Consider the following 17,346-nt stretch of genomic DNA (forward strand, 5'->3'; position numbering starts at 1 on the left):
CTCCGAAAGCAATAATTTTATTTATGTTAAAACTTGGCAGGTCTCCTGACTTTCGTTTTTCTACACCTTCCCGTGTTAGCAGTGGCTCTTTGTAGAAAATTTTAATACGATTTACAGTTGCGGGGACAGCTTGGGATTTTCGCCCAATTCCCTATTAATTCCAATACCTTGGAAACCAAAATTTTTGCAAAGATAGGTTTTTATAAAGAAATACAAAATTGAAAAAAAAGGATGTTGTTTTTTGTTAATAATTAAATTGGAGAAAAGAGTTAAAGTCTGGACATTCTTTGCCTTGATGAAGAAAGATTATAAAAATGTAGAATCAAAATAAAAAGGTAGCAGGTCTTTGATAGAATTTACCTTAAAAACTTCTTCATTTAGATTGGAAAAATAGACGTCAATATTTTCGTTCTGTTTGGTTTCGTATTCCATCAAACTTTGTCTGCAGGCTCCACATGGTGGAATAGGTGGAGTTTTCTCTGAGAATTCTCTTGGCCCGCCAATAATAAATATTTTCTTGATCTTTTGATTAGGGAAATTGGCACCTATCCAAAACAAGGCTGTTCTTTCCGCACAAAGTCCGGAAGGAAAAGCAGCATTTTCCTGATTGCTACCGTGATAAATTTCACCATTTTCCAGCAAAACAGAGCAACCCACGAGAAAATCGGAGTAGGGAGCATAGGCATTTTCGCGTGCAGATTTTGCTGTATCAAAAAGTTTTTTTTCACTTTCGTTCAGTTCACTCTTGCTTTTGAAATGCTCGTATCTTATAAGTATATCTTTTTTCATTTTGTTGCCTTAAAAAGGGCGATAAATGTAACCCTTTTTATGAAAGCTGGCAACATCTTTGTTACGATACTAAATTTGTAATTTTAAACTTTTAAAAAAATAAAATTCATGTTATATACTCCGATAAAATTTAGAAATGTAGAACTGAAAAATCGTTGGGTAATGTCACCCATGTGTATGTATTCTTCAGAAAATGGTTTAGCCGATGATTTTCATTATGTACATTATGGAAGTCGCGCTCAAGGAGGTACTGGTTTGCTTATCGTAGAGGCATCGGGCGTAGAGCCACGCGGTAGAATCACCAATCACTGTATGGGAATCTGGAATGACGAACAGGCCGCAAAACTTCAAAACATTGTAGAATTTGTGCACAAAAATTCAGACTCAAAAATAGGAATTCAGATTGCTCATGCAGGAAGAAAGGGCTCAACCTGGGAGAATAAACAGATTTCTTTGGAAGAAGGCTGGGAAACCATTGCTCCAAGCCCCATCCCATATCATCCATCGGAGAGAATTCCGCATGAGTTATCTTTAGAGGAAATCAAAAACTTAGTTCAAAACTTTAAGGACGCAGCGGAAAGAGCGGTCAATGCAGGTTTTGATGTGATCGAAATTCACGCAGCACACGGATATTTAGTGCATCAGTTTTTATCGCCGCTTTCAAACGTTAGAACTGATCAATACGGCGGAAGTTTTGAAAACAGAACGCGTTTTCTCCTTGAGATTGTTGACGCTGTGAATGAAGAGTTGAATGAAAATGTAGCTCTGTTTGTAAGGATTTCGGGAACTGAATATGCCGAAAATGGTTGGGATATCAATGACAGTGTGGAATTGGCTAAAATTCTTAAAAATCATTCGGTAGATTTGGTAGATGTTTCAAGTGGTGGAAATATTCACGGAGCGAAAATTTCTGTATTTGACGGTTATCAGGTTCCTTTTTCTTCGGAAGTAAGAAATGAAGCAGATGTAAAAACCGGAGCTGTGGGACTGATTACTTCTACGCAGCAGGCTGAAGAAATTTTACAGATGGGTGATGCTGATTTGATTTTTGTAGCGAGAGAAATTCTGAGAAATCCATACATAGCTGTTCAGGGTTCTTTTGAAATGAAAAAGGATAGTTTTTTTCCGCATCAGTACCTGAGAGCGAAAATTTCTTCTTAATTTTAGCATCAGTAAAATCACAAATTAAAATATGAAGATTGAAGACTTTATGCTGCCATGTCCTAGCAAAAAATTCTTAGGGATAGAATGTTTTGGATGCGGTACCCAAAGAGCAATAGTTTTGGTTTTTGAGGGAAAGTTTGCAGAAGCATTTTATATGTTTCCTGCAGTGTATACTGTACTGCTTTTTTTTGGTTTTGTGGCAGTCAATTTTATTGACAAAAAAAGAAATTACGGACAGGTTTTAATATTTTTAGCAATTATTAACTCACTAATCATGGTATTTTCTTACTTTTATAAACATTATTTTTAAATCAAAATATTAAACATTAAAAAAATCAAATTATGAATCAACAGAAGTTACCAAATGCTACGGCAGTACTCGTATTAGGAATCGTCTCAATTGTAGGATGTTGCTGTTATGGAATTTTAGGTCTTATTGCTGGTATTATCGGCTTAGTTCTTTACAAAAAAGATAATGAACTTTATCAGGCAAACCCAACTCTTTATTCGGATTATAACAACTTGAAAACGGGTAGGATTTTAAGTATTATAGGAATTTCTTTAAGCGTACTTTATATTGTTTCAATAATTATTTCAGGATTTGTTTTAGGATGGGATGCCGTAACTAATCAGGAATTGATGCAGGAAAGATTAAGAGATTTGCAAAATCAATAAAAATTAAGAATACTAATTATTAAACCGCAGCAATGCGGTTTTTTTTTATTTTGTTAGTTTGCAAAATTGTAGTCAATTGATGTGAAAATTTCTGCTTACGAAGAAGTCTGGACGAAAAACTAAGTCAAGACTTATCTTTGTTATGGCCCACAGAGCAAAGACTGTCTTTAGAGATAATCTTTTTTATAGCTAGTCTGAAACAGAATGCATTTAAAAACAGATGTAAACTGCCAAAAATTCAAAAATAGGGATGGACTTCTGCAAAAAAAAGACTTCCCTGCAATAGAGAAGTCCTTAATTTTTATAAATTAAATTATTACTTTACCAAAAATTTCAAACTTTTTTCATCCAGCTTTAAAATATAAATTCCCTGCTGAAGATTTCTTGTTTTAATAGATTTTCCGTGTTTAAAAGGTTGATCAAAAGCCTGCATTACTTTCCCCTGAAGATTGTAAATTTCGGCTTTCTGGATGTTTTCAGTTTCTCCTTTTACGAAAATTTCCTGATTGGTAATAGGATTAGGGTATACCTGTAACTTTTTTGTTTCACTGTAATCTGTTGACACAATACTCTGCTTTGCAGTTCCCGCAGAACAGGTCCAGTTTAGATTGTCGATCGCCACTCTGTTGCTGGATGAGTTATTCACCAGACTTACCACCACATTTCCTGAAATATTGATATTACTGATCGTAGTGGTTGTTGCAGTGGTGCTGTAAGGAATTGTTCCCACATTTACACCGTTAACAAGAACATTAAAAGTTCCGTTGCTTCCGCTGAATTTTAATTGTGTAGTCACTGTTAAAGAAGTTATTCCGTTACTGAAACTGCTTGACTTTAACGAACCGTTCCTTACCGTAATGGCTTTATTCGAGATCGTTTGGTCGCTTCTTGAATCTGTGGCCGTCCAGGTAATTCCACCGTTGGTCCAGGTTTTTGTAGTGTAAGATGATGCGCTTGTGGACGGAATTGTTTCGAAGGTCTCGTTCACACAATTCGTAGGAGTTGTTGTTCCTGCATTCGTCGCTGCTGATACAGTTGAACTGTTTGCAGATACATTTCCTGCTGCATCTTTCGCTTTTACGTAAAAGCTGTAGGTTGTAGAAGGATTCAACCCGGTAACGGTAGTTGATGTTGAAGTCACATTAGATTTTAAGCTTCCATTCATATAAACATCGTACGAAGTTACAGCTACATTATCTGTTGATGCACTCCACGTTAACGAAATACTGCTGGATGTCTTAGCCGGAATGGAAAGATTGGTTACTGTAGTTGGAGCTTGTGTATCATTGGTAGGAGTTTGTGATCCCCAAATTTGATTCACATAATTTGGATTGTCAATAAACGGATTTCTGTTTCCCTGAAAAGTATATGAAGCATTATTTCTGTTGATTTCAGCTTGAGATACCGGATCTTGCGTATGCCACGCTAAGAGTACATTAAGTTCCCAGGTCTGCAATCCGGGAAAAGCAGAACCTCCAAGCATATTTCCGGAAGAGAAAGATGATAACTGACTTTGATATCTTGTGACAAAGTAGAAAACCATTCTTGCAACGTCGCCCTTGAACTCATCAATAGGTTCGAAAACCGTTCCTGAGAATCCGGAAGAAGACGAGCTTCCCAGTTTCGATCCGTTTTGAGACGTGAAAGTGGTGCTTCCCACTTTTCCAAACGGATAGTTAGAGCGCATTCCGTTTACTTTTCCGTCGGTTGCTCTGATGAAGTGGATGTCATTTTTCATCGGTGAAGCTTCATTGAAAAAACTTTGAGGAACGATATGCTCACGGTTGTAGCAGTTTCCCTCAGTAGAATACGTCCCGCATTGGTTGCTTCCCGGTGTATAATTGTAAGGATCAGATGAGCTTGGCCTTTCAGAATAAATATCGAGAATGCTACCGTCGTTTTCGTAATTTTTATCGATATCTGTCGTTTGGTAGGCAGTCCAAAGTCCGCCATAACCCTTGTCCTGATGTCCGCTGGTAATAATGTTGCTGAGCGCAGTTTTCAGAGGTGCACCAGTAAGTCCGTTTGCCGACGAATAATATCCTGACGGCGCCTGTGCATGGGCAAGTTGCGCCAATACTGTGAATAGGAATAGTTTTTTCATAATAATAAATTGATGTATGTTGATTACAATTTTAAGAATATAAAATAACATGATCATTGAAAATATCAAAATCTTGTATGAATTTTTATTAAAACAAAAAAGCGGGCTCACTGATTTATTTCGAAACAATGAATCAATAGTTTTCGTCACTTATTTTTAATTTTAATTCAAATTAAGTGGGTTATTAAATAATAATTAATTGATAAATGTCATAAATTTTTATGAAATAGTAATGTATGAAAGATTTACTTTTGAGGATTATTATTTTTATTTAGAATGATTAAAAATTTATCTACTAAGCTTTTTTTAGGCTTATCAATCTCAGGGTGTATTTCAATCTCTGGACAGTGTACTCCAATCAGTGAATTTTCAGAAAATTTTGACACCTTGTCGTGTTGCAATATGGGAGTAGTTCCAACATGTTGGAACAGTATTGTTACTCAAGGCGGTAATCAGATTATCTCGTCTACAACTCCGGCCTCTGGCGTAAGTAACGTATATCAAAATGGTTATCAAAAAGTTTCAATTGTTATTCTGCCACCGTTAAGCAATGTTAATGCAGGCACGCATCATTTCAGATTCAAGGCGAGAGCCAATTCAGGTCCGGGACTTTTAGAATTTGGATATATGACCGACATCAGTGATATGGCTACTTTTGTCATCTTGCAACCAATAACAATTACTAACAGTACATATGACAGCACAGCTGAAAGAACTATAGATGTCCCAACAACCGTTCCTACAAACGCACGATTGGCCATAAGAAACCCGGGAACAACTTGGGCAGGGCATTACTGGGATGATGCTGTCTGGGAATCGAAGTCAATACTGGGAACAGATGAAAATAACAAAAGAAAAGAATTCAGGATCTACCCGAATCCATTTAAAGATGTCATTAATATTTCAGGTATAAAAAATGCAGAACGATTAAATGTAAGTGATGTTTCAGGGCGAATTCTTAAAACAGTTGTAAAGCCAGCGTCGGAAGTTAATTTAAACGATTTGAAATCTGGCGTGTACATGATGACAATTGAATCAAAAGACGAGAAAGTGCAGGCATTTAAAGTTATTAAAGAGTAAAAAATTATTAGCAGGCCTATAAAAAAAGATCAATACAGTTGTATTGATCTTTTTTACTTAGAATCTGGAGAGATTTTATTTTTTCATTCCCGGAGGATAATTTGCCATAATTTCGGCTACAATCTGAGGAATTTGTTTTTGTTTAGCTTGTGGTCTGTCAACAGATATTCCACTTCCGATACCCTGCCAAACTAACTTGTTTGTTTTAGAATCAATTAGATCTACAATAATTGCACCTTCGTTGTAATTGCTAGACCAGGTTCTGTTCATACCGATTCCCCATCCAAAGCCGCCGCCCCAACCCCACATTCCGCCTGGATTTGAAGTCGTGATATCGGTTACTTTTTTGTGATTGGCTTTTACGTTAACAATCAAATCAGGATTGTCACCAGACTGAAGACCTTTTGCCTGCAATTGCTTCGACAATTCGTTCAACACTCTGTCTTTATCAATATCATTCAGCTTAAGATCGTCAATTCTTATTTTATATGTTTTATAAGAGGTGAAGTTTGCGGTTTCTGCATAATCTGAACGTACTTTAAAAGGACTGCAAGAAGATAAACCTAAAGTTGCTGCCAGCAAAATAAAAATATATTTCTTCATATTATTAATTTTTTTTGTTGATTTTTATAAATGTGTCTGTCTTTTTATCGTAACCGTACGGGCAGTGTTTACAACCACTTTTGCAGCAATATCCGCGTTTCAGATGGAATTTTTCTGTAAAAACCTTGTAACCTTGCTCGTTATAGTAAAAGTCTTCATGTTCTTTGATGTCAAAATTCGCCATAAGTTAAATCAAAACTTTTATATTTGTTATTATGATAATTGTGTGCCAAAAGCTGCTCAAAAATACAAAAATAAACGGCATTACACTCTATCCTTTTATATTCATCAAAAATCCTGATGATCGAAAGAATGAAGTGCTTATCAACCATGAAAAAATCCACCTGAGACAACAGCTGGAATTACTGATTATTTTTTTTTATTTGGCCTATATTGCAGAATATTATTATCATTTATTTAAATTGAAAAATGCTCACCAAGCCTACCATGCAATCTCTTTTGAAAGAGAAGCCTATTGTAATGAGCTTGATTTAAATTATCTTAAAAAAAGGAAACCCTGGACATTCTGGAAATATTTTAAATAAATTATTTTTCGTTTTGCCATTCTTTCTCAAAATCTTTCTGCGTTTTTTGCGGTGCAAAATACCTGTCGTGATTTTGCTTGATATCATAAGCGATTGCTTTGTCGATAAGAATGTTTAGATCAGGTATTATCCACTCGGGCGAACCTTTTTTCTCTTGACCATTAGTGAAAGCTTTTATAGCTTTTCCGTCTTTCATTTCTATCTTCAATAATAAACAGGGATCCATAAAACCAGAACATGAATAACCGGTATATATTTTGTCGACAGTACTGCCATCGTTAAAAGTTATTTGCAATTGTAGTAAATTTCTGGGCTGAGTGGATTTTACACCAGATCTCGCATAGCTTTGAATGATTTTAATTGTTTTTAAATAAGTAAGGGTATTTTGTCTGCTTTCTACTATATATCCCGGGTGTGTTACACTTTGAGTATGGTCATCTAGCTGCTTTTCGATTTCAGCATTAAACATATTGATGATTTTCGCATTTTCTTTATCCGAAATGTCAAATTCAGATTTTGTGGGTATCAGATCGCTAAATATCCAGTACAGGAAAATTGCTAAAGAAATAACTCCTATCAAAGTCTTAAAAGTAGTGCTGATTTTCATGTTGTATTTTTAAAAATTAAAAATAAGAATTCTCATTTAAAATAATTTCTGGAAATTTGCATCAATGAAAATTCCAGAAATTCATATTCCGATTGTTGAAATTCCAATTGAGAAAAATGTGAAACTCTTTATCAAAAGAGAAGATCTCATTCATCCTCAAATCTCAGGGAACAAATACTGGAAGATTTTTTATAATCTTAATTATTATCTTGAAAGTAGTCCCGAAAAACCTATAATTATAACATTTGGTGGTGCTTACTCCAATCATATTTCTGCGGTTTCAGCGGTTGGGAATATATTTTCGATTCAGACCTTAGGAATTATCAGAGGGGAAGAATTAGAGAAAAAATGGATAGATAATCCCACTTTGGTTACAGCCAAAAGAAATGGGATGAATTTTAGATTTGTTACTCGCGATGATTATCGCAATAAGCAAAAAATGACAGAATTACTACAAATTGAATTTCCAGATGCTTTGATCATACCCGAAGGAGGAACGAATGCAAAAGCTGTTGAGGGCGTTAAAATGATGCTGAATAACGATACAAAAGATTTTGATTATCTTTGCACCGCAGTTGGAACCGGAGGTACTATTGCTGGGATTTCGCATTTTTGTGAAGGAAATCAGAAAGTTATAGGTTTTAAAGTCGTCGAAGACACTTCTTTAGAAAACAGGATTTCAGAATTAACCTCAAAAAGAAATTATCATCTAACCGATGCGGCTCTTGGCGGTTACGGGAAAATAAATGATGATAACGTACGTTTTATTAATGATTTTAAAATGAAGTATGATGTTCCGTTAGAACCTGTGTACACAGGGAAAATGATGCAGAAAGTTTTTGAGATGATTGATGATAATTATTTTCCTGCAGAGAGCAAAATTTTATGTTTTCATACCGGAGGTTTGCAGGGAATAGAAGGAGCCAACATGCTTTTAGAAAAACAAAATAGAAATTTAATCCGATAAAGTTGAACAACTTGAAGCAGTTATTTAAAGATAAGCTGACTTTATGAGTTTTCACTTAATAATTCAAAAAAATAGAAACATGAAAAGACTATTCTTACTCATTAGCCTTTTAGTTTTATCAAAGTTCTCGGCTCAGACATGGGCTACTGAAGACCAATACATCCAAAAATTTGCACAGTACGCAGTTGAAGAAATGGAAAAATACAAAATTCCGGCTTCAATCACGCTTGCACAGGGTCTTTTGGAAACTGGTGGCGGACAAAGCCGCCTGGCTCAGGAAGGGAAAAATCATTTTGGAATAAAATGTAAAGAAGACTGGACGGGTAGAACCATGAAGCATACCGATGATGCTCCTAATGAGTGTTTCCGTGTGTATGATGACCCAAAACAATCTTACGAAGACCATTCTATATTTTTGGCAACGAGAAAATACTATACGAAGCTTTTTGATCTGGATATGAAAGACTATAAAGCGTGGGCTCACGGTCTGAAAAAAGCAGGTTACGCAACCAATCCGCGATATGCCTCGATTCTTATAGGCAAAATCGAAAGATATAAGCTGTATGAATTTGATGATGTAAAATCTACCGAAGTTCTCTATGCGGTTCTGAAAAAATACCCAGATTTGAAAAATGACCAGACATTCATGGCTCGTTTAGAACCTTCAAAAAAAATAAAAAAAACAGAACCTGTTACTATAAAAGTTCCGTACAAGCCGTCATCGTATGCTCAACAGCAAAAAAGAGTAGAACGCATTAAAACAAAAACTGAAATTCTTAATTCTATTTTAATTAAAAGCCACCCAAATGGAGGTTTGAAATATGTAGTGATTCCTGAAGATACCAATATTCAGTTTATTGCCAATAAATTTAAAATCAGCGACAGCAAACTGACAAAATGGAATGACCTGCAGTCTGATATTCTGAAAAAAGATGATATTGTATTTTTGGAATCGAAAAATTCTGATGGAAATACACCGACTTACAAAGCCGATTTCGGTGAAGATATGCACGACATTGCACAAAAATTTGGTGTAAAGCTCAATAAATTATACGCGAAAAACAGAATGGAAGAGGGGCAAAAACCTGCTGCCGGACAACTTATTTATCTTATTGACAAAAAACCAAGAAACTAAACTTTAGTTGCCGGTTTTGGGTAAATTTTTTTGTTTCTTTTTTACTCTTTCGCAAAAAAAAATATTGCTCATCAGAGCAAAAGTAACAGAAGAAATGATTTTAAAAAAAAAGATTTTCAAAAGTTTGCAAAAATGTAACGCATTTATTTTGTTCACTTTTGAAAATCTTATATTTAAGATGTGCCTTTTGTGTTTTTTGCATTTGAAAAATGTCACTTAATAAACCCTGTTTTTATATCAATTATCAATTATAAAAAATGAAATACCAAAGAAGTTCAGCTTTATTTGAAGAAGCCTACAAATATATTCCGGGAGGGGTAAACTCTCCTGTTCGTGCCTTTAAATCTGTAGGCGGAGTGCCTGTTTTTATGAAATCGGCAAAAGGTGCATATCTTACAGATGCTGATGATAATACCTATGTGGATTACATCAATTCTTGGGGGCCTGCAATTTTAGGCCACACCCATCCTGAGGTTTTGGAAGAATTAAAAATTCAGGCTGAGAAAGGATTTTCGTTCGGTGCACCCACTGAGTTGGAAACGGAAATTGCCAAATTCATCACAGAAAATGTCCCGAATATTGATCAGATCAGAATGGTTTCGTCTGGTACAGAGGCATGTATGAGTGCTGTTAGATTAGCAAGAGGTTTTACAGGAAGAGATAAAATTGTAAAGTTCGAAGGGTGTTACCATGGGCATTCAGATTCGTTTTTAATAAAAGCGGGTAGTGGTGCTGCTACTTTTGGAAACCCAAATTCTCCTGGAGTAACTGAAGGAACAGCGAAAGATACTTTGTTGGCAAGATATAATGATTTTGAGCAGGTTCAGGATTTATTCAGACATAATCAGGGTGAAATTGCAGCGGTCATCATCGAGCCGGTGGCCGGAAATATGGGTTGCGTTTTGCCTGAAAATAGTTTTCTGCAAAACTTAAGAAAAATATGTGACGAAAACGGAGCTTTATTAATTTTCGATGAAGTGATGACCGGTTTTAGACTGGCGTTTGGTGGTGCACAGGAGATGTATAGCGTGAAAGCTGATTTGGTAACCTACGGAAAAGTAATCGGTGGAGGTCTACCGGTTGGTGCTTTTGCCGGAAGAAACGAAATTATGGATTGTCTTGCTCCGAAAGGCGCAGTTTATCAGGCCGGAACGCTAAGCGGAAATCCTTTGGCAATGAGAGCTGGTCTAAAAACTTTACAGCTCATTAAAAAAGATGAAAATTTCTTCAATAATCTTAATAAGACTACAGAAACTTTGGATTTTGAAATTGGGAAAATTTTAAATGAAAAAGGTATAGAGCATAAAATAAACAGAAAGGGTTCGATGATGTCGGTATTTTTTCATATCAACAGGGTTTCGAATTTTGATGAAGCGCAGAATGCCAATCATTCGCTATTCAATAATTTCTTTCATCAGATGTTAACCAACGGAATTTATCTTCCGCCAAGTGGCTACGAAACGTATTTTATAAGCGACGCCATAAAAGATAAAGAAATTGATATGACCTTGGAAGCGGTTAGGAAATTTCAATATTCTTAAAGTACATGTTTATAATGATTAGAAAAAGATGAGGGATTTCCTCATCTTTTTTTATTATCTGAAAATGAATTTAAATAGGTTAAACATATAATGTTGTTTTTCGCATAGTTAAATTTTTGTTTTTATATAGTTTTTTAGTAAATGATTGGTTTTTGATAATTTTTTGGCAAATATTTTGATATTATTTTAATAATTAATTCAAACAGTATAGAAAACTAATAATCGCCATATATTAACATTTTTAATTTTTATCGTGATGAAACACCTACTAGAAAACCAGGAATTTCGACTGAATGAAATCCTATTTGAAAACCGTAACAAACAATACGGCGCCTATGTTTTAAGAAATGAATCAGACAGAATTCTGACGAAATCACTTTTTATAGGGGTGAGTCTTCTGGCAGTAATTTCTATTACGCCAATGATTATTTCGGCGTTTAAAACTGTTGAACCAGTGACAGACGGAGGATATGTACTTCCTCCACCGGTGTTTATCCCAGAAGATCCTACTGTAAAGCCACCTGTGAAAATTGAGCCTGTAAAAGTTACACCACCTCCAAGTGTAAAACAGTATAATGCGGAAGTAGTAACACCTACAAGAAATGCAGACGAAAGTAATATTGTGAAAGATATTCCGAAAGATGCAGTTGCTGGTGTGAAAAATGATTTTATTGCACCTCCTGCTACAAATACATATGTTCCACCAACAACAATTCCAGGAACTGGACCGGTTATTAAAACGGTACAACCTCCAGTGGTAATTGTTAAAGATAAAAATGCAATTGAAGTGGCTGCTGTACAGGCAGATTTCGAAGGGGGAATAGAGTCTTTCAGAACTAAGGTGATGAATAAATTTGACGGATCCGGTTTTGCTTCTGATGATGTAATGAAAACGACGGTTACTTTTATTGTAGAAAAAGACGGAACAATTTCAGGAATTAAGGCAGATGGACGTGACTCAGATTTTAACGCAGAAGCATTAAGAACCATCAAATCTGTAAAAGGCAAATGGATTCCTGGTAAAAATAAAGATGGAGAAGCTGTAAGAAGTTATTTCAAGTTTCCTATTTCCATGAAGTTCGATAATTAAGATTATTCAAAAACAAATCTTTTCACTTATCCACAAAATGCTATTTTTTGTGGATAATTTTTTTAATGTCTAAAATCCTTATTAACAATATTTTAACTCATCTTTCGTTTTACCCATTCCTTGAAAGCAGAGAAAAAAGTGTATTTTTGAAACTTAAAGTTCAAGCAATGGCAAAAATCATAGGTATCGCTAATCAAAAAGGGGGAGTAGGAAAAACTACAACCGCTGTAAACTTAGCCGCAGCATTAGGGGTATTAGAGAAGAAAATATTAATCATCGACGCAGATCCGCAGGCTAATGCGACCTCTGGTCTTGGTGTTGAAGAGGTTCAGTACTCTACGTACAACCTTTTGGAGCACAGTGTGGAAACAAGAAACTGCATTCAGAAAACAACAACTCCGAATCTAGATATCGTACCTTCTCACATCGATTTGGTAGCCGCAGAAATTGAATTGGTAGACAAAGACAACCGTGAGTACATGTTGAAAAAAGCCTTGGCAACAGTAAGAGATGACTATGATTATATCATCATCGACTGCGCACCAAGTTTAGGTTTGATTACCGTGAATGCACTTACTGCTGCAGATTCTGTAATTATTCCGATTCAGTGCGAATATTTTGCTTTGGAAGGTTTGGGTAAACTTTTGAATACGATTAAAAATGTTCAGAAAATACATAATAAGGACTTGGATATTGAAGGTTTGCTTTTGACGATGTATGACAGTAGATTGAGATTGTCTAATCAGGTCGTGGAAGAGGTGAACGCTCATTTCCCGGAAATGGTTTTTGAAACCATCATCAGTAGAAATGTAAGATTAAGCGAAGCGCCAAGTTTTGGTGAAAGTATCCTCAACTACGATGCAGAAAGTAAAGGAGCAATCCAATATCTTCAGTTGGCAGAAGAAGTGCTGCTGAAAAACGAAAATTTAGTAAAGAATTAAAGATAGTTTATAGCAATTGGCTGTTTCTGATTGCAAATAATTGATAACACATTAACGCAAAAAGCTGTAGGCTAATTGCCATATGCATAATATGAAAGACAAAAAAAGAGCGATGGGGCGTGGTTTAGGTGCGATTTTGAGCGCAGAATCTAAAGCTACGGTAAATTCAGCAACTGATGAGGGAGCTGAAAATTTTGTAGGAAATATCATGGAGGTTTCTATTGAAGATATTTACCCTAATCCCACTCAGCCAAGAACTTATTTTGACGAAAAAGCATTAAACGAACTTGCACAATCCATCAAAAATCTTGGAGTAATTCAGCCGATTACTTTAAGAAAAGATGGTGAGAAATTTGAAATCATATCTGGAGAAAGACGTTTCAGAGCAAGTAAAATTGCAGGTTTAACCTCGGTTCCTGCTTACATTCGTTTGGTGAATGATCAGGAATTGCTTGAGATGGCTCTTGTTGAAAACATTCAGCGTGAAGATCTTGACTCAATCGAAATTGCATTGACCTACCAAAGGTTGATGGAAGAAATTGGAATGACTCAGGAAAATCTGAGCCAAAGAGTAGGGAAAGACAGAAGTACAATTACCAACTCTATCAGATTGCTGAGATTAAATCCGGATATTCAGAATGCCATCAGAAGTGGCGAGATCTCTGCAGGACACGGTAGAGCAATTATCAGTCTTGAAAATGAAGAACATCAGCAGGCATTATTTGAACTGATTATCAAAGAAAAACTGAACGTGCGCCAAACTGAACAGGCAGCGATTGCATTCAAGAATCCGAAATCTCCTGCAGCGAAAAAAGCAAAGGTTGAGCTTTCTAATAATTATAGAAGAGCTCAGAAGACAATTGCGGATATTCTTGATGTTAAGGTTGAGATAAAAACAGTGGGAACCGGTAAAAAAGGTAAAATTGTTTTAGATTTTAAAAATGAAGATGAGCTAGAATATATTTTATCTCATATTAAATAAATGAAAAAAATCATTTTAACATTTTTCCTGTGCATATCTGCGGTTTTCTTTTCGCAGGTGATTCCCAATGATACAGTGAAGGTAGAAACCGTTTCAGGTGACAGTACTGTTCTAAAGAAGATTCCCGAAACATCAGTTGTAGAGAGTATTGAGAAGGTAAATGCTCCTGCTAAAGTAGTCGTAACTAAACTAAATCCTACAAAAGCAGGTCTGTATTCTGCGGTTTTACCGGGGTTGGGACAGTTTTACAACAAGAAGTACTGGAAGATCCCAATTGTTTGGGGAGCAGTGGGAGCTGGTGTAGGAATTGCCATCTGGAATCAGAATCAGTACAAAAAATACAGAGAGTATTACATCGCAAAACTTAATGGAACTCCAAACGAATTTGTTGATCAGAGACCTTATTTGGATAAGATAGCACTTGGGAACGCTCAGGACAGATCAAAGAGACAGCGCGATTATGCTATTGCAATTACCGGCCTTATATACATTTTAAATATTGTAGATGCTGTAGTAGATGCTCACTTGTATGAAGGACGTAAAGATCCTGATTTGACTTTTGCTCCAGCCGTCATTTATGATGATTTTGGAAGCAATCCTCCGAAAACGGGCATAAGTTTAAATTTCAAGTTTTAATTTTTTAAATAATAATAGCTAATATGAAAATAGCATTAGTTGGATATGGTAAAATGGGCAAAATCATTGATGAAATTGCCACAAAGAGAGGTCATGAAGTGGTTGCCCGATTAAAAGAAACTCCAACTGCCGAAAATTTAAATAATCCAGATGTTGTTATAGAATTTTCTCTTCCTGAAATAGCTTTTGACAATATTAAAGCTTGTTTGGTCAATAAAGTTCCTGTAATCTGCGGAACAACGGGCTGGTTAGAAAGAAAATCAGAGATAGAAAATTTAGCCATAGAAAACGAAACTGCATTTTTGTACGGTTCAAATTTCAGTTTAGGGGTCAACTTATTTTTTGCATTAAATGAGAAGCTGGCAGATTTAATGAAAAATGTCGACGAATACTCTTGTCAGTTAGAAGAAATTCATCACATTCACAAATTGGATGCTCCCAGTGGCACTGCGATTTCCTTAGCAGAAGGAATTTTCAAAAATAATGCAAAATATAATGCATGGAAGCTTGAAGAAACTCAGGATAAGCAATTGGGTATTTTTGCAATCCGTGAAGATGAAGTTCCAGGAACTCACAGTGTTTTTTACAGAAGTGAAGTTGATGAAATAGAGATCAAGCACACCGCATTCAACAGGAACGGATTTGCATTAGGTGCTGTTGTTGCGGCAGAATGGATCAAAGATAAAAAAGGAAATTTTACAATGAAAGACGTTTTGGGACTTTAAAGGTGTAACAAAACAACAACTTTTCAAACTAATAATAGAAATTAGTGTAATCAATATGTATTACACATTGCTCATCACTTATATCACAGATTAGGCACAGAAATTTATGAATTATTTTTTAACGTACACAGTTTATGTTCTCATTTTATCAGTATTGATGGGGATTTCCACTTGGAAACTGTTCAAGAAAATGGGGTATAGTCCGCTGTTGGCTTTTGTACCTTTCTACAATTATTTCATTGTTTTAAAAGAAACAAAACACCCGAAGTGGTGGGCGATTTTATCATATCTTCCAATTGTTGGTCCGATTATGATGTCTGTTTTTCACATTTATTTGATGAAGAAATTTGGCAAAAGTCTTGTTCAGAATCAGGTCCTAACGGTAATTTTGCCTTTCATATACATGGCAACTGTTAACTACTCTAAAGATGTAGAGTTGGAAGATGAAAACGATTTATACCTTACAGAAGATGAAAAGGCATCTAAGAAAAAAGATACTTTTGCAGGATCTATCACTTTTGCAGTTGTTTTTGCAACCATCATCCACGTTTTTTTTACGCAACCTTTCGGAATTCCTACAGGTTCAATGGAAAGAACGCTTTTGGTAGGAGATTTCCTTTTTGTTAATAAGTGGAGCTATGGGTACAGATTACCGATGCGTCCTTTGGCAATTCCTTTTCTTCAAGGAACCATTTTGGATACAGGTGAAAAAGGAAACCCGAAAGATGATCCGAAATCATATGTTGAAGCTGTGAAACTGCCATACGAAAGAATCTTCCAGTTTAACAAACCTCAAAAAACTGACATTGTGGTTTTCAATTACCCACGAGATTCTGTTCATGTTTCGCTTGACCGTGCCGATCCTTATGTGAAAAGATGTGTTGCAGTTGCTGGGGATACTTTCGAAATGCGTGACGGTAAAATGTTTATCAATGGTAAGCCTGAAGTATTTTTAGGTGACCAAGAAGTTCAGCACAGATATATTGTCAATACCGGTAGTCAGCTTGATATTCCAAGCCTTTATAATATTTATGGATTTTTACCTGTTCAAGAAATTCCAAATGGGGATAAATTTATTTATGCTTTCCAGGGTTTAACCAATAAAACGGCTGCAGAAATCAAAAAGCTTCCTCAGGTGATTGATATGAAGGAAGATGTCCAAGCGAAAGGAGAATTATCAATTAACTATAGAGATGAAGCGAGAAAGAAAATTGATACCACCAATTCAATTTTCCCAATCAACAGCGGATGGAATCAGGATCAGTATGGTCCTTTAAAAATTCCTAAAAAAGGTGATGTTGTAGCGATCAATGATAAAACTTTACCAGAATATCAGTGGATCATTAAAAACTATGAGCACAATACTTTAGAAAATAAAAACGGAAAAATTTTCATTAACGGAAAAGAAACCAATCAATACACTATTCAGCAGGACTACTATATGATGGTTGGGGATAACAGAGACGCTTCATTAGATGCAAGGTTCTTTGGTTTTGTACCTGAAGCAAACATTGTAGGGAAGCCGATGTTTACCTGGATGAGTGTAGAAGGAGCTTTCAAAGATTCACAATCTTCTTATCAAGCAGACGGAATGAGAGTGCGTTGGGATAGAATGTTTAAAGCAACCAACACAGGAGAAGCCAACAAAACTTCATACTGGTGGATTGCTGCAATGATCCTTGTCCTTTTCTTTGGTTGGGAATATTTTGTAAAACTTTTTGGAAAGAAAAAAACTGAAGACGAATTATAACTAAATTTGTAA

General features: G+C 35.6%; 19 protein-coding genes and 1 riboswitch. Of the genes, 14 read left to right on the forward strand and 5 right to left on the reverse strand.

The window, feature by feature from the left end:
* Positions 1-17 precede the first annotated feature (17 nt).
* Positions 18-195: riboswitch (cobalamin riboswitch) on the reverse strand.
* A gap of 111 nt (positions 196-306) precedes the next feature.
* Positions 307-789 carry a cytidine deaminase gene (locus tag AR685_RS12050; protein ID WP_047445554.1) on the reverse strand — a complete coding sequence of 161 codons (483 nt, stop codon included), beginning with the start codon at positions 787-789 and terminating at the stop codon, positions 307-309.
* Between the two features lie 108 nt (positions 790-897).
* Between AR685_RS12050 and namA the strand changes: the two genes are divergently transcribed.
* Genes namA through AR685_RS12065 form a run of 3 tightly spaced genes read left to right on the forward strand, consistent with a single transcriptional unit; the run spans position 898 to position 2,628 of the window.
* Positions 898-1,950 (forward strand): NADPH dehydrogenase NamA, encoded by a 1,053-nt coding sequence (gene namA, locus AR685_RS12055; protein ID WP_059124725.1) that lies wholly within the window; start codon positions 898-900, stop codon positions 1,948-1,950.
* Between the two features lie 31 nt (positions 1,951-1,981).
* Entirely contained in the window at positions 1,982-2,263 is a 282-nt protein-coding gene (locus AR685_RS12060) for a DUF2752 domain-containing protein (RefSeq protein WP_047445559.1), read from the forward strand.
* Between the two features lie 32 nt (positions 2,264-2,295).
* Positions 2,296-2,628, forward strand: a complete 333-nt coding sequence (locus tag AR685_RS12065) for a CCC motif membrane protein (protein WP_047445561.1) — start codon at positions 2,296-2,298, stop codon at positions 2,626-2,628.
* A gap of 316 nt (positions 2,629-2,944) precedes the next feature.
* On the opposite strand, the gene AR685_RS12070 is transcribed toward AR685_RS12065, so the two are convergent.
* The gene (locus AR685_RS12070; protein ID WP_059124785.1) at positions 2,945-4,732 is read right to left on the reverse strand and encodes an endonuclease; all 1,788 of its coding nucleotides are present in this window, start codon (positions 4,730-4,732) and stop codon (positions 2,945-2,947) included.
* Between the two features lie 276 nt (positions 4,733-5,008).
* On the opposite strand from AR685_RS12070, the gene AR685_RS12075 reads away from it, so the two are divergent.
* The gene (locus tag AR685_RS12075) at positions 5,009-5,812 is read left to right on the forward strand and encodes a T9SS type A sorting domain-containing protein (RefSeq protein ID WP_082671931.1); all 804 of its coding nucleotides are present in this window, start codon (positions 5,009-5,011) and stop codon (positions 5,810-5,812) included.
* Positions 5,813-5,887: 75 nt separating this feature from the next.
* On the opposite strand, the gene AR685_RS12080 is transcribed toward AR685_RS12075, so the two are convergent.
* Positions 5,888-6,415: a DUF4136 domain-containing protein gene (locus tag AR685_RS12080; protein WP_047445565.1), complete on the reverse strand. Its 528-nt coding sequence runs from the start codon at positions 6,413-6,415 to the stop codon at positions 5,888-5,890.
* A gap of 4 nt (positions 6,416-6,419) precedes the next feature.
* Complete coding sequence (locus tag AR685_RS12085; RefSeq protein WP_047445567.1) at positions 6,420-6,599, reverse strand: DUF5522 domain-containing protein; 180 nt, start codon at positions 6,597-6,599, stop codon at positions 6,420-6,422.
* 31 nt (positions 6,600-6,630) lie between these two features.
* Here AR685_RS12085 and AR685_RS18275 point away from each other — a divergent pair, with 31 nt between their 5' ends.
* Positions 6,631-6,960, forward strand: coding sequence for a hypothetical protein (locus AR685_RS18275; RefSeq protein ID WP_059124727.1), 330 nt, complete (start codon positions 6,631-6,633; stop codon positions 6,958-6,960).
* Position 6,961: 1 nt separating this feature from the next.
* Here AR685_RS18275 and AR685_RS12095 read toward each other — a convergent pair whose 3' ends face one another.
* Positions 6,962-7,567, reverse strand: coding sequence for a hypothetical protein (locus AR685_RS12095; RefSeq protein WP_059124728.1), 606 nt, complete (start codon positions 7,565-7,567; stop codon positions 6,962-6,964).
* A gap of 64 nt (positions 7,568-7,631) precedes the next feature.
* Between AR685_RS12095 and AR685_RS12100 the strand changes: the two genes are divergently transcribed.
* The 9 genes from AR685_RS12100 to lepB all read left to right on the forward strand — a co-directional run bounded on the left by AR685_RS12100 (position 7,632) and on the right by lepB (position 17,334).
* On the forward strand, positions 7,632-8,534 hold the full coding sequence (locus AR685_RS12100; protein ID WP_047445572.1) for a 1-aminocyclopropane-1-carboxylate deaminase/D-cysteine desulfhydrase: 903 nt from the start codon (positions 7,632-7,634) through the stop codon (positions 8,532-8,534).
* Positions 8,535-8,613: 79 nt separating this feature from the next.
* Positions 8,614-9,669 (forward strand): glucosaminidase domain-containing protein, encoded by a 1,056-nt coding sequence (locus AR685_RS12105; RefSeq protein ID WP_047445574.1) that lies wholly within the window; start codon positions 8,614-8,616, stop codon positions 9,667-9,669.
* Positions 9,670-9,926: 257 nt separating this feature from the next.
* Positions 9,927-11,210: a glutamate-1-semialdehyde 2,1-aminomutase gene (hemL, locus tag AR685_RS12110; protein ID WP_059124729.1), complete on the forward strand. Its 1,284-nt coding sequence runs from the start codon at positions 9,927-9,929 to the stop codon at positions 11,208-11,210.
* Between the two features lie 256 nt (positions 11,211-11,466).
* Positions 11,467-12,300 (forward strand): energy transducer TonB, encoded by an 834-nt coding sequence (locus tag AR685_RS12115; protein WP_047445581.1) that lies wholly within the window; start codon positions 11,467-11,469, stop codon positions 12,298-12,300.
* Between the two features lie 167 nt (positions 12,301-12,467).
* Complete coding sequence (locus AR685_RS12120; RefSeq protein WP_047445884.1) at positions 12,468-13,241, forward strand: ParA family protein; 774 nt, start codon at positions 12,468-12,470, stop codon at positions 13,239-13,241.
* Positions 13,242-13,332: 91 nt separating this feature from the next.
* On the forward strand, positions 13,333-14,223 hold the full coding sequence (locus tag AR685_RS12125) for a ParB/RepB/Spo0J family partition protein (protein WP_059124730.1): 891 nt from the start codon (positions 13,333-13,335) through the stop codon (positions 14,221-14,223).
* Positions 14,224-14,859 carry a DUF5683 domain-containing protein gene (locus AR685_RS12130; protein WP_059124731.1) on the forward strand — a complete coding sequence of 212 codons (636 nt, stop codon included), beginning with the start codon at positions 14,224-14,226 and terminating at the stop codon, positions 14,857-14,859.
* 23 nt (positions 14,860-14,882) lie between these two features.
* The gene (gene dapB / locus AR685_RS12135) at positions 14,883-15,584 is read left to right on the forward strand and encodes a 4-hydroxy-tetrahydrodipicolinate reductase (RefSeq protein ID WP_059124732.1); all 702 of its coding nucleotides are present in this window, start codon (positions 14,883-14,885) and stop codon (positions 15,582-15,584) included.
* Positions 15,585-15,690: 106 nt separating this feature from the next.
* Positions 15,691-17,334, forward strand: coding sequence for a signal peptidase I (gene lepB / locus AR685_RS12140; RefSeq protein ID WP_059124733.1), 1,644 nt, complete (start codon positions 15,691-15,693; stop codon positions 17,332-17,334).
* Positions 17,335-17,346 lie beyond the last annotated feature (12 nt).

This window comes from Chryseobacterium sp. JAH, from assembly GCF_001507335.1.
Taxonomy (GTDB): Bacteria; Bacteroidota; Bacteroidia; order Flavobacteriales; family Weeksellaceae; genus Chryseobacterium.

Excerpts from the sequence above, each read along its gene's own strand:
- AR685_RS12130 (WP_059124731.1), top strand. The coding sequence starts at position 14,224 with ATGAAAAAAATCATTTTAACATTTTTCCTGTGCATATCTGCGGTTTTC.
- AR685_RS12085 (WP_047445567.1), bottom strand. The coding sequence starts at position 6,599 with ATGGCGAATTTTGACATCAAAGAACATGAAGACTTTTACTATAACGAG.
- AR685_RS12120 (WP_047445884.1), top strand. The coding sequence starts at position 12,468 with ATGGCAAAAATCATAGGTATCGCTAATCAAAAAGGGGGAGTAGGAAAA.
- AR685_RS12050 (WP_047445554.1), bottom strand. The coding sequence starts at position 789 with ATGAAAAAAGATATACTTATAAGATACGAGCATTTCAAAAGCAAGAGT.
- dapB (WP_059124732.1), top strand. The coding sequence starts at position 14,883 with ATGAAAATAGCATTAGTTGGATATGGTAAAATGGGCAAAATCATTGAT.
- AR685_RS12100 (WP_047445572.1), top strand. The coding sequence starts at position 7,632 with ATGAAAATTCCAGAAATTCATATTCCGATTGTTGAAATTCCAATTGAG.
- hemL (WP_059124729.1), top strand. The coding sequence starts at position 9,927 with ATGAAATACCAAAGAAGTTCAGCTTTATTTGAAGAAGCCTACAAATAT.
- namA (WP_059124725.1), top strand. The coding sequence starts at position 898 with ATGTTATATACTCCGATAAAATTTAGAAATGTAGAACTGAAAAATCGT.
- AR685_RS12125 (WP_059124730.1), top strand. The coding sequence starts at position 13,333 with ATGAAAGACAAAAAAAGAGCGATGGGGCGTGGTTTAGGTGCGATTTTG.
- AR685_RS18275 (WP_059124727.1), top strand. The coding sequence starts at position 6,631 with ATGATAATTGTGTGCCAAAAGCTGCTCAAAAATACAAAAATAAACGGC.
- AR685_RS12065 (WP_047445561.1), top strand. The coding sequence starts at position 2,296 with ATGAATCAACAGAAGTTACCAAATGCTACGGCAGTACTCGTATTAGGA.
- AR685_RS12075 (WP_082671931.1), top strand. The coding sequence starts at position 5,009 with ATGATTAAAAATTTATCTACTAAGCTTTTTTTAGGCTTATCAATCTCA.
- AR685_RS12115 (WP_047445581.1), top strand. The coding sequence starts at position 11,467 with ATGAAACACCTACTAGAAAACCAGGAATTTCGACTGAATGAAATCCTA.
- lepB (WP_059124733.1), top strand. The coding sequence starts at position 15,691 with ATGAATTATTTTTTAACGTACACAGTTTATGTTCTCATTTTATCAGTA.
- AR685_RS12105 (WP_047445574.1), top strand. The coding sequence starts at position 8,614 with ATGAAAAGACTATTCTTACTCATTAGCCTTTTAGTTTTATCAAAGTTC.
- AR685_RS12080 (WP_047445565.1), bottom strand. The coding sequence starts at position 6,415 with ATGAAGAAATATATTTTTATTTTGCTGGCAGCAACTTTAGGTTTATCT.
- AR685_RS12095 (WP_059124728.1), bottom strand. The coding sequence starts at position 7,567 with ATGAAAATCAGCACTACTTTTAAGACTTTGATAGGAGTTATTTCTTTA.
- AR685_RS12060 (WP_047445559.1), top strand. The coding sequence starts at position 1,982 with ATGAAGATTGAAGACTTTATGCTGCCATGTCCTAGCAAAAAATTCTTA.
- AR685_RS12070 (WP_059124785.1), bottom strand. The coding sequence starts at position 4,732 with ATGAAAAAACTATTCCTATTCACAGTATTGGCGCAACTTGCCCATGCA.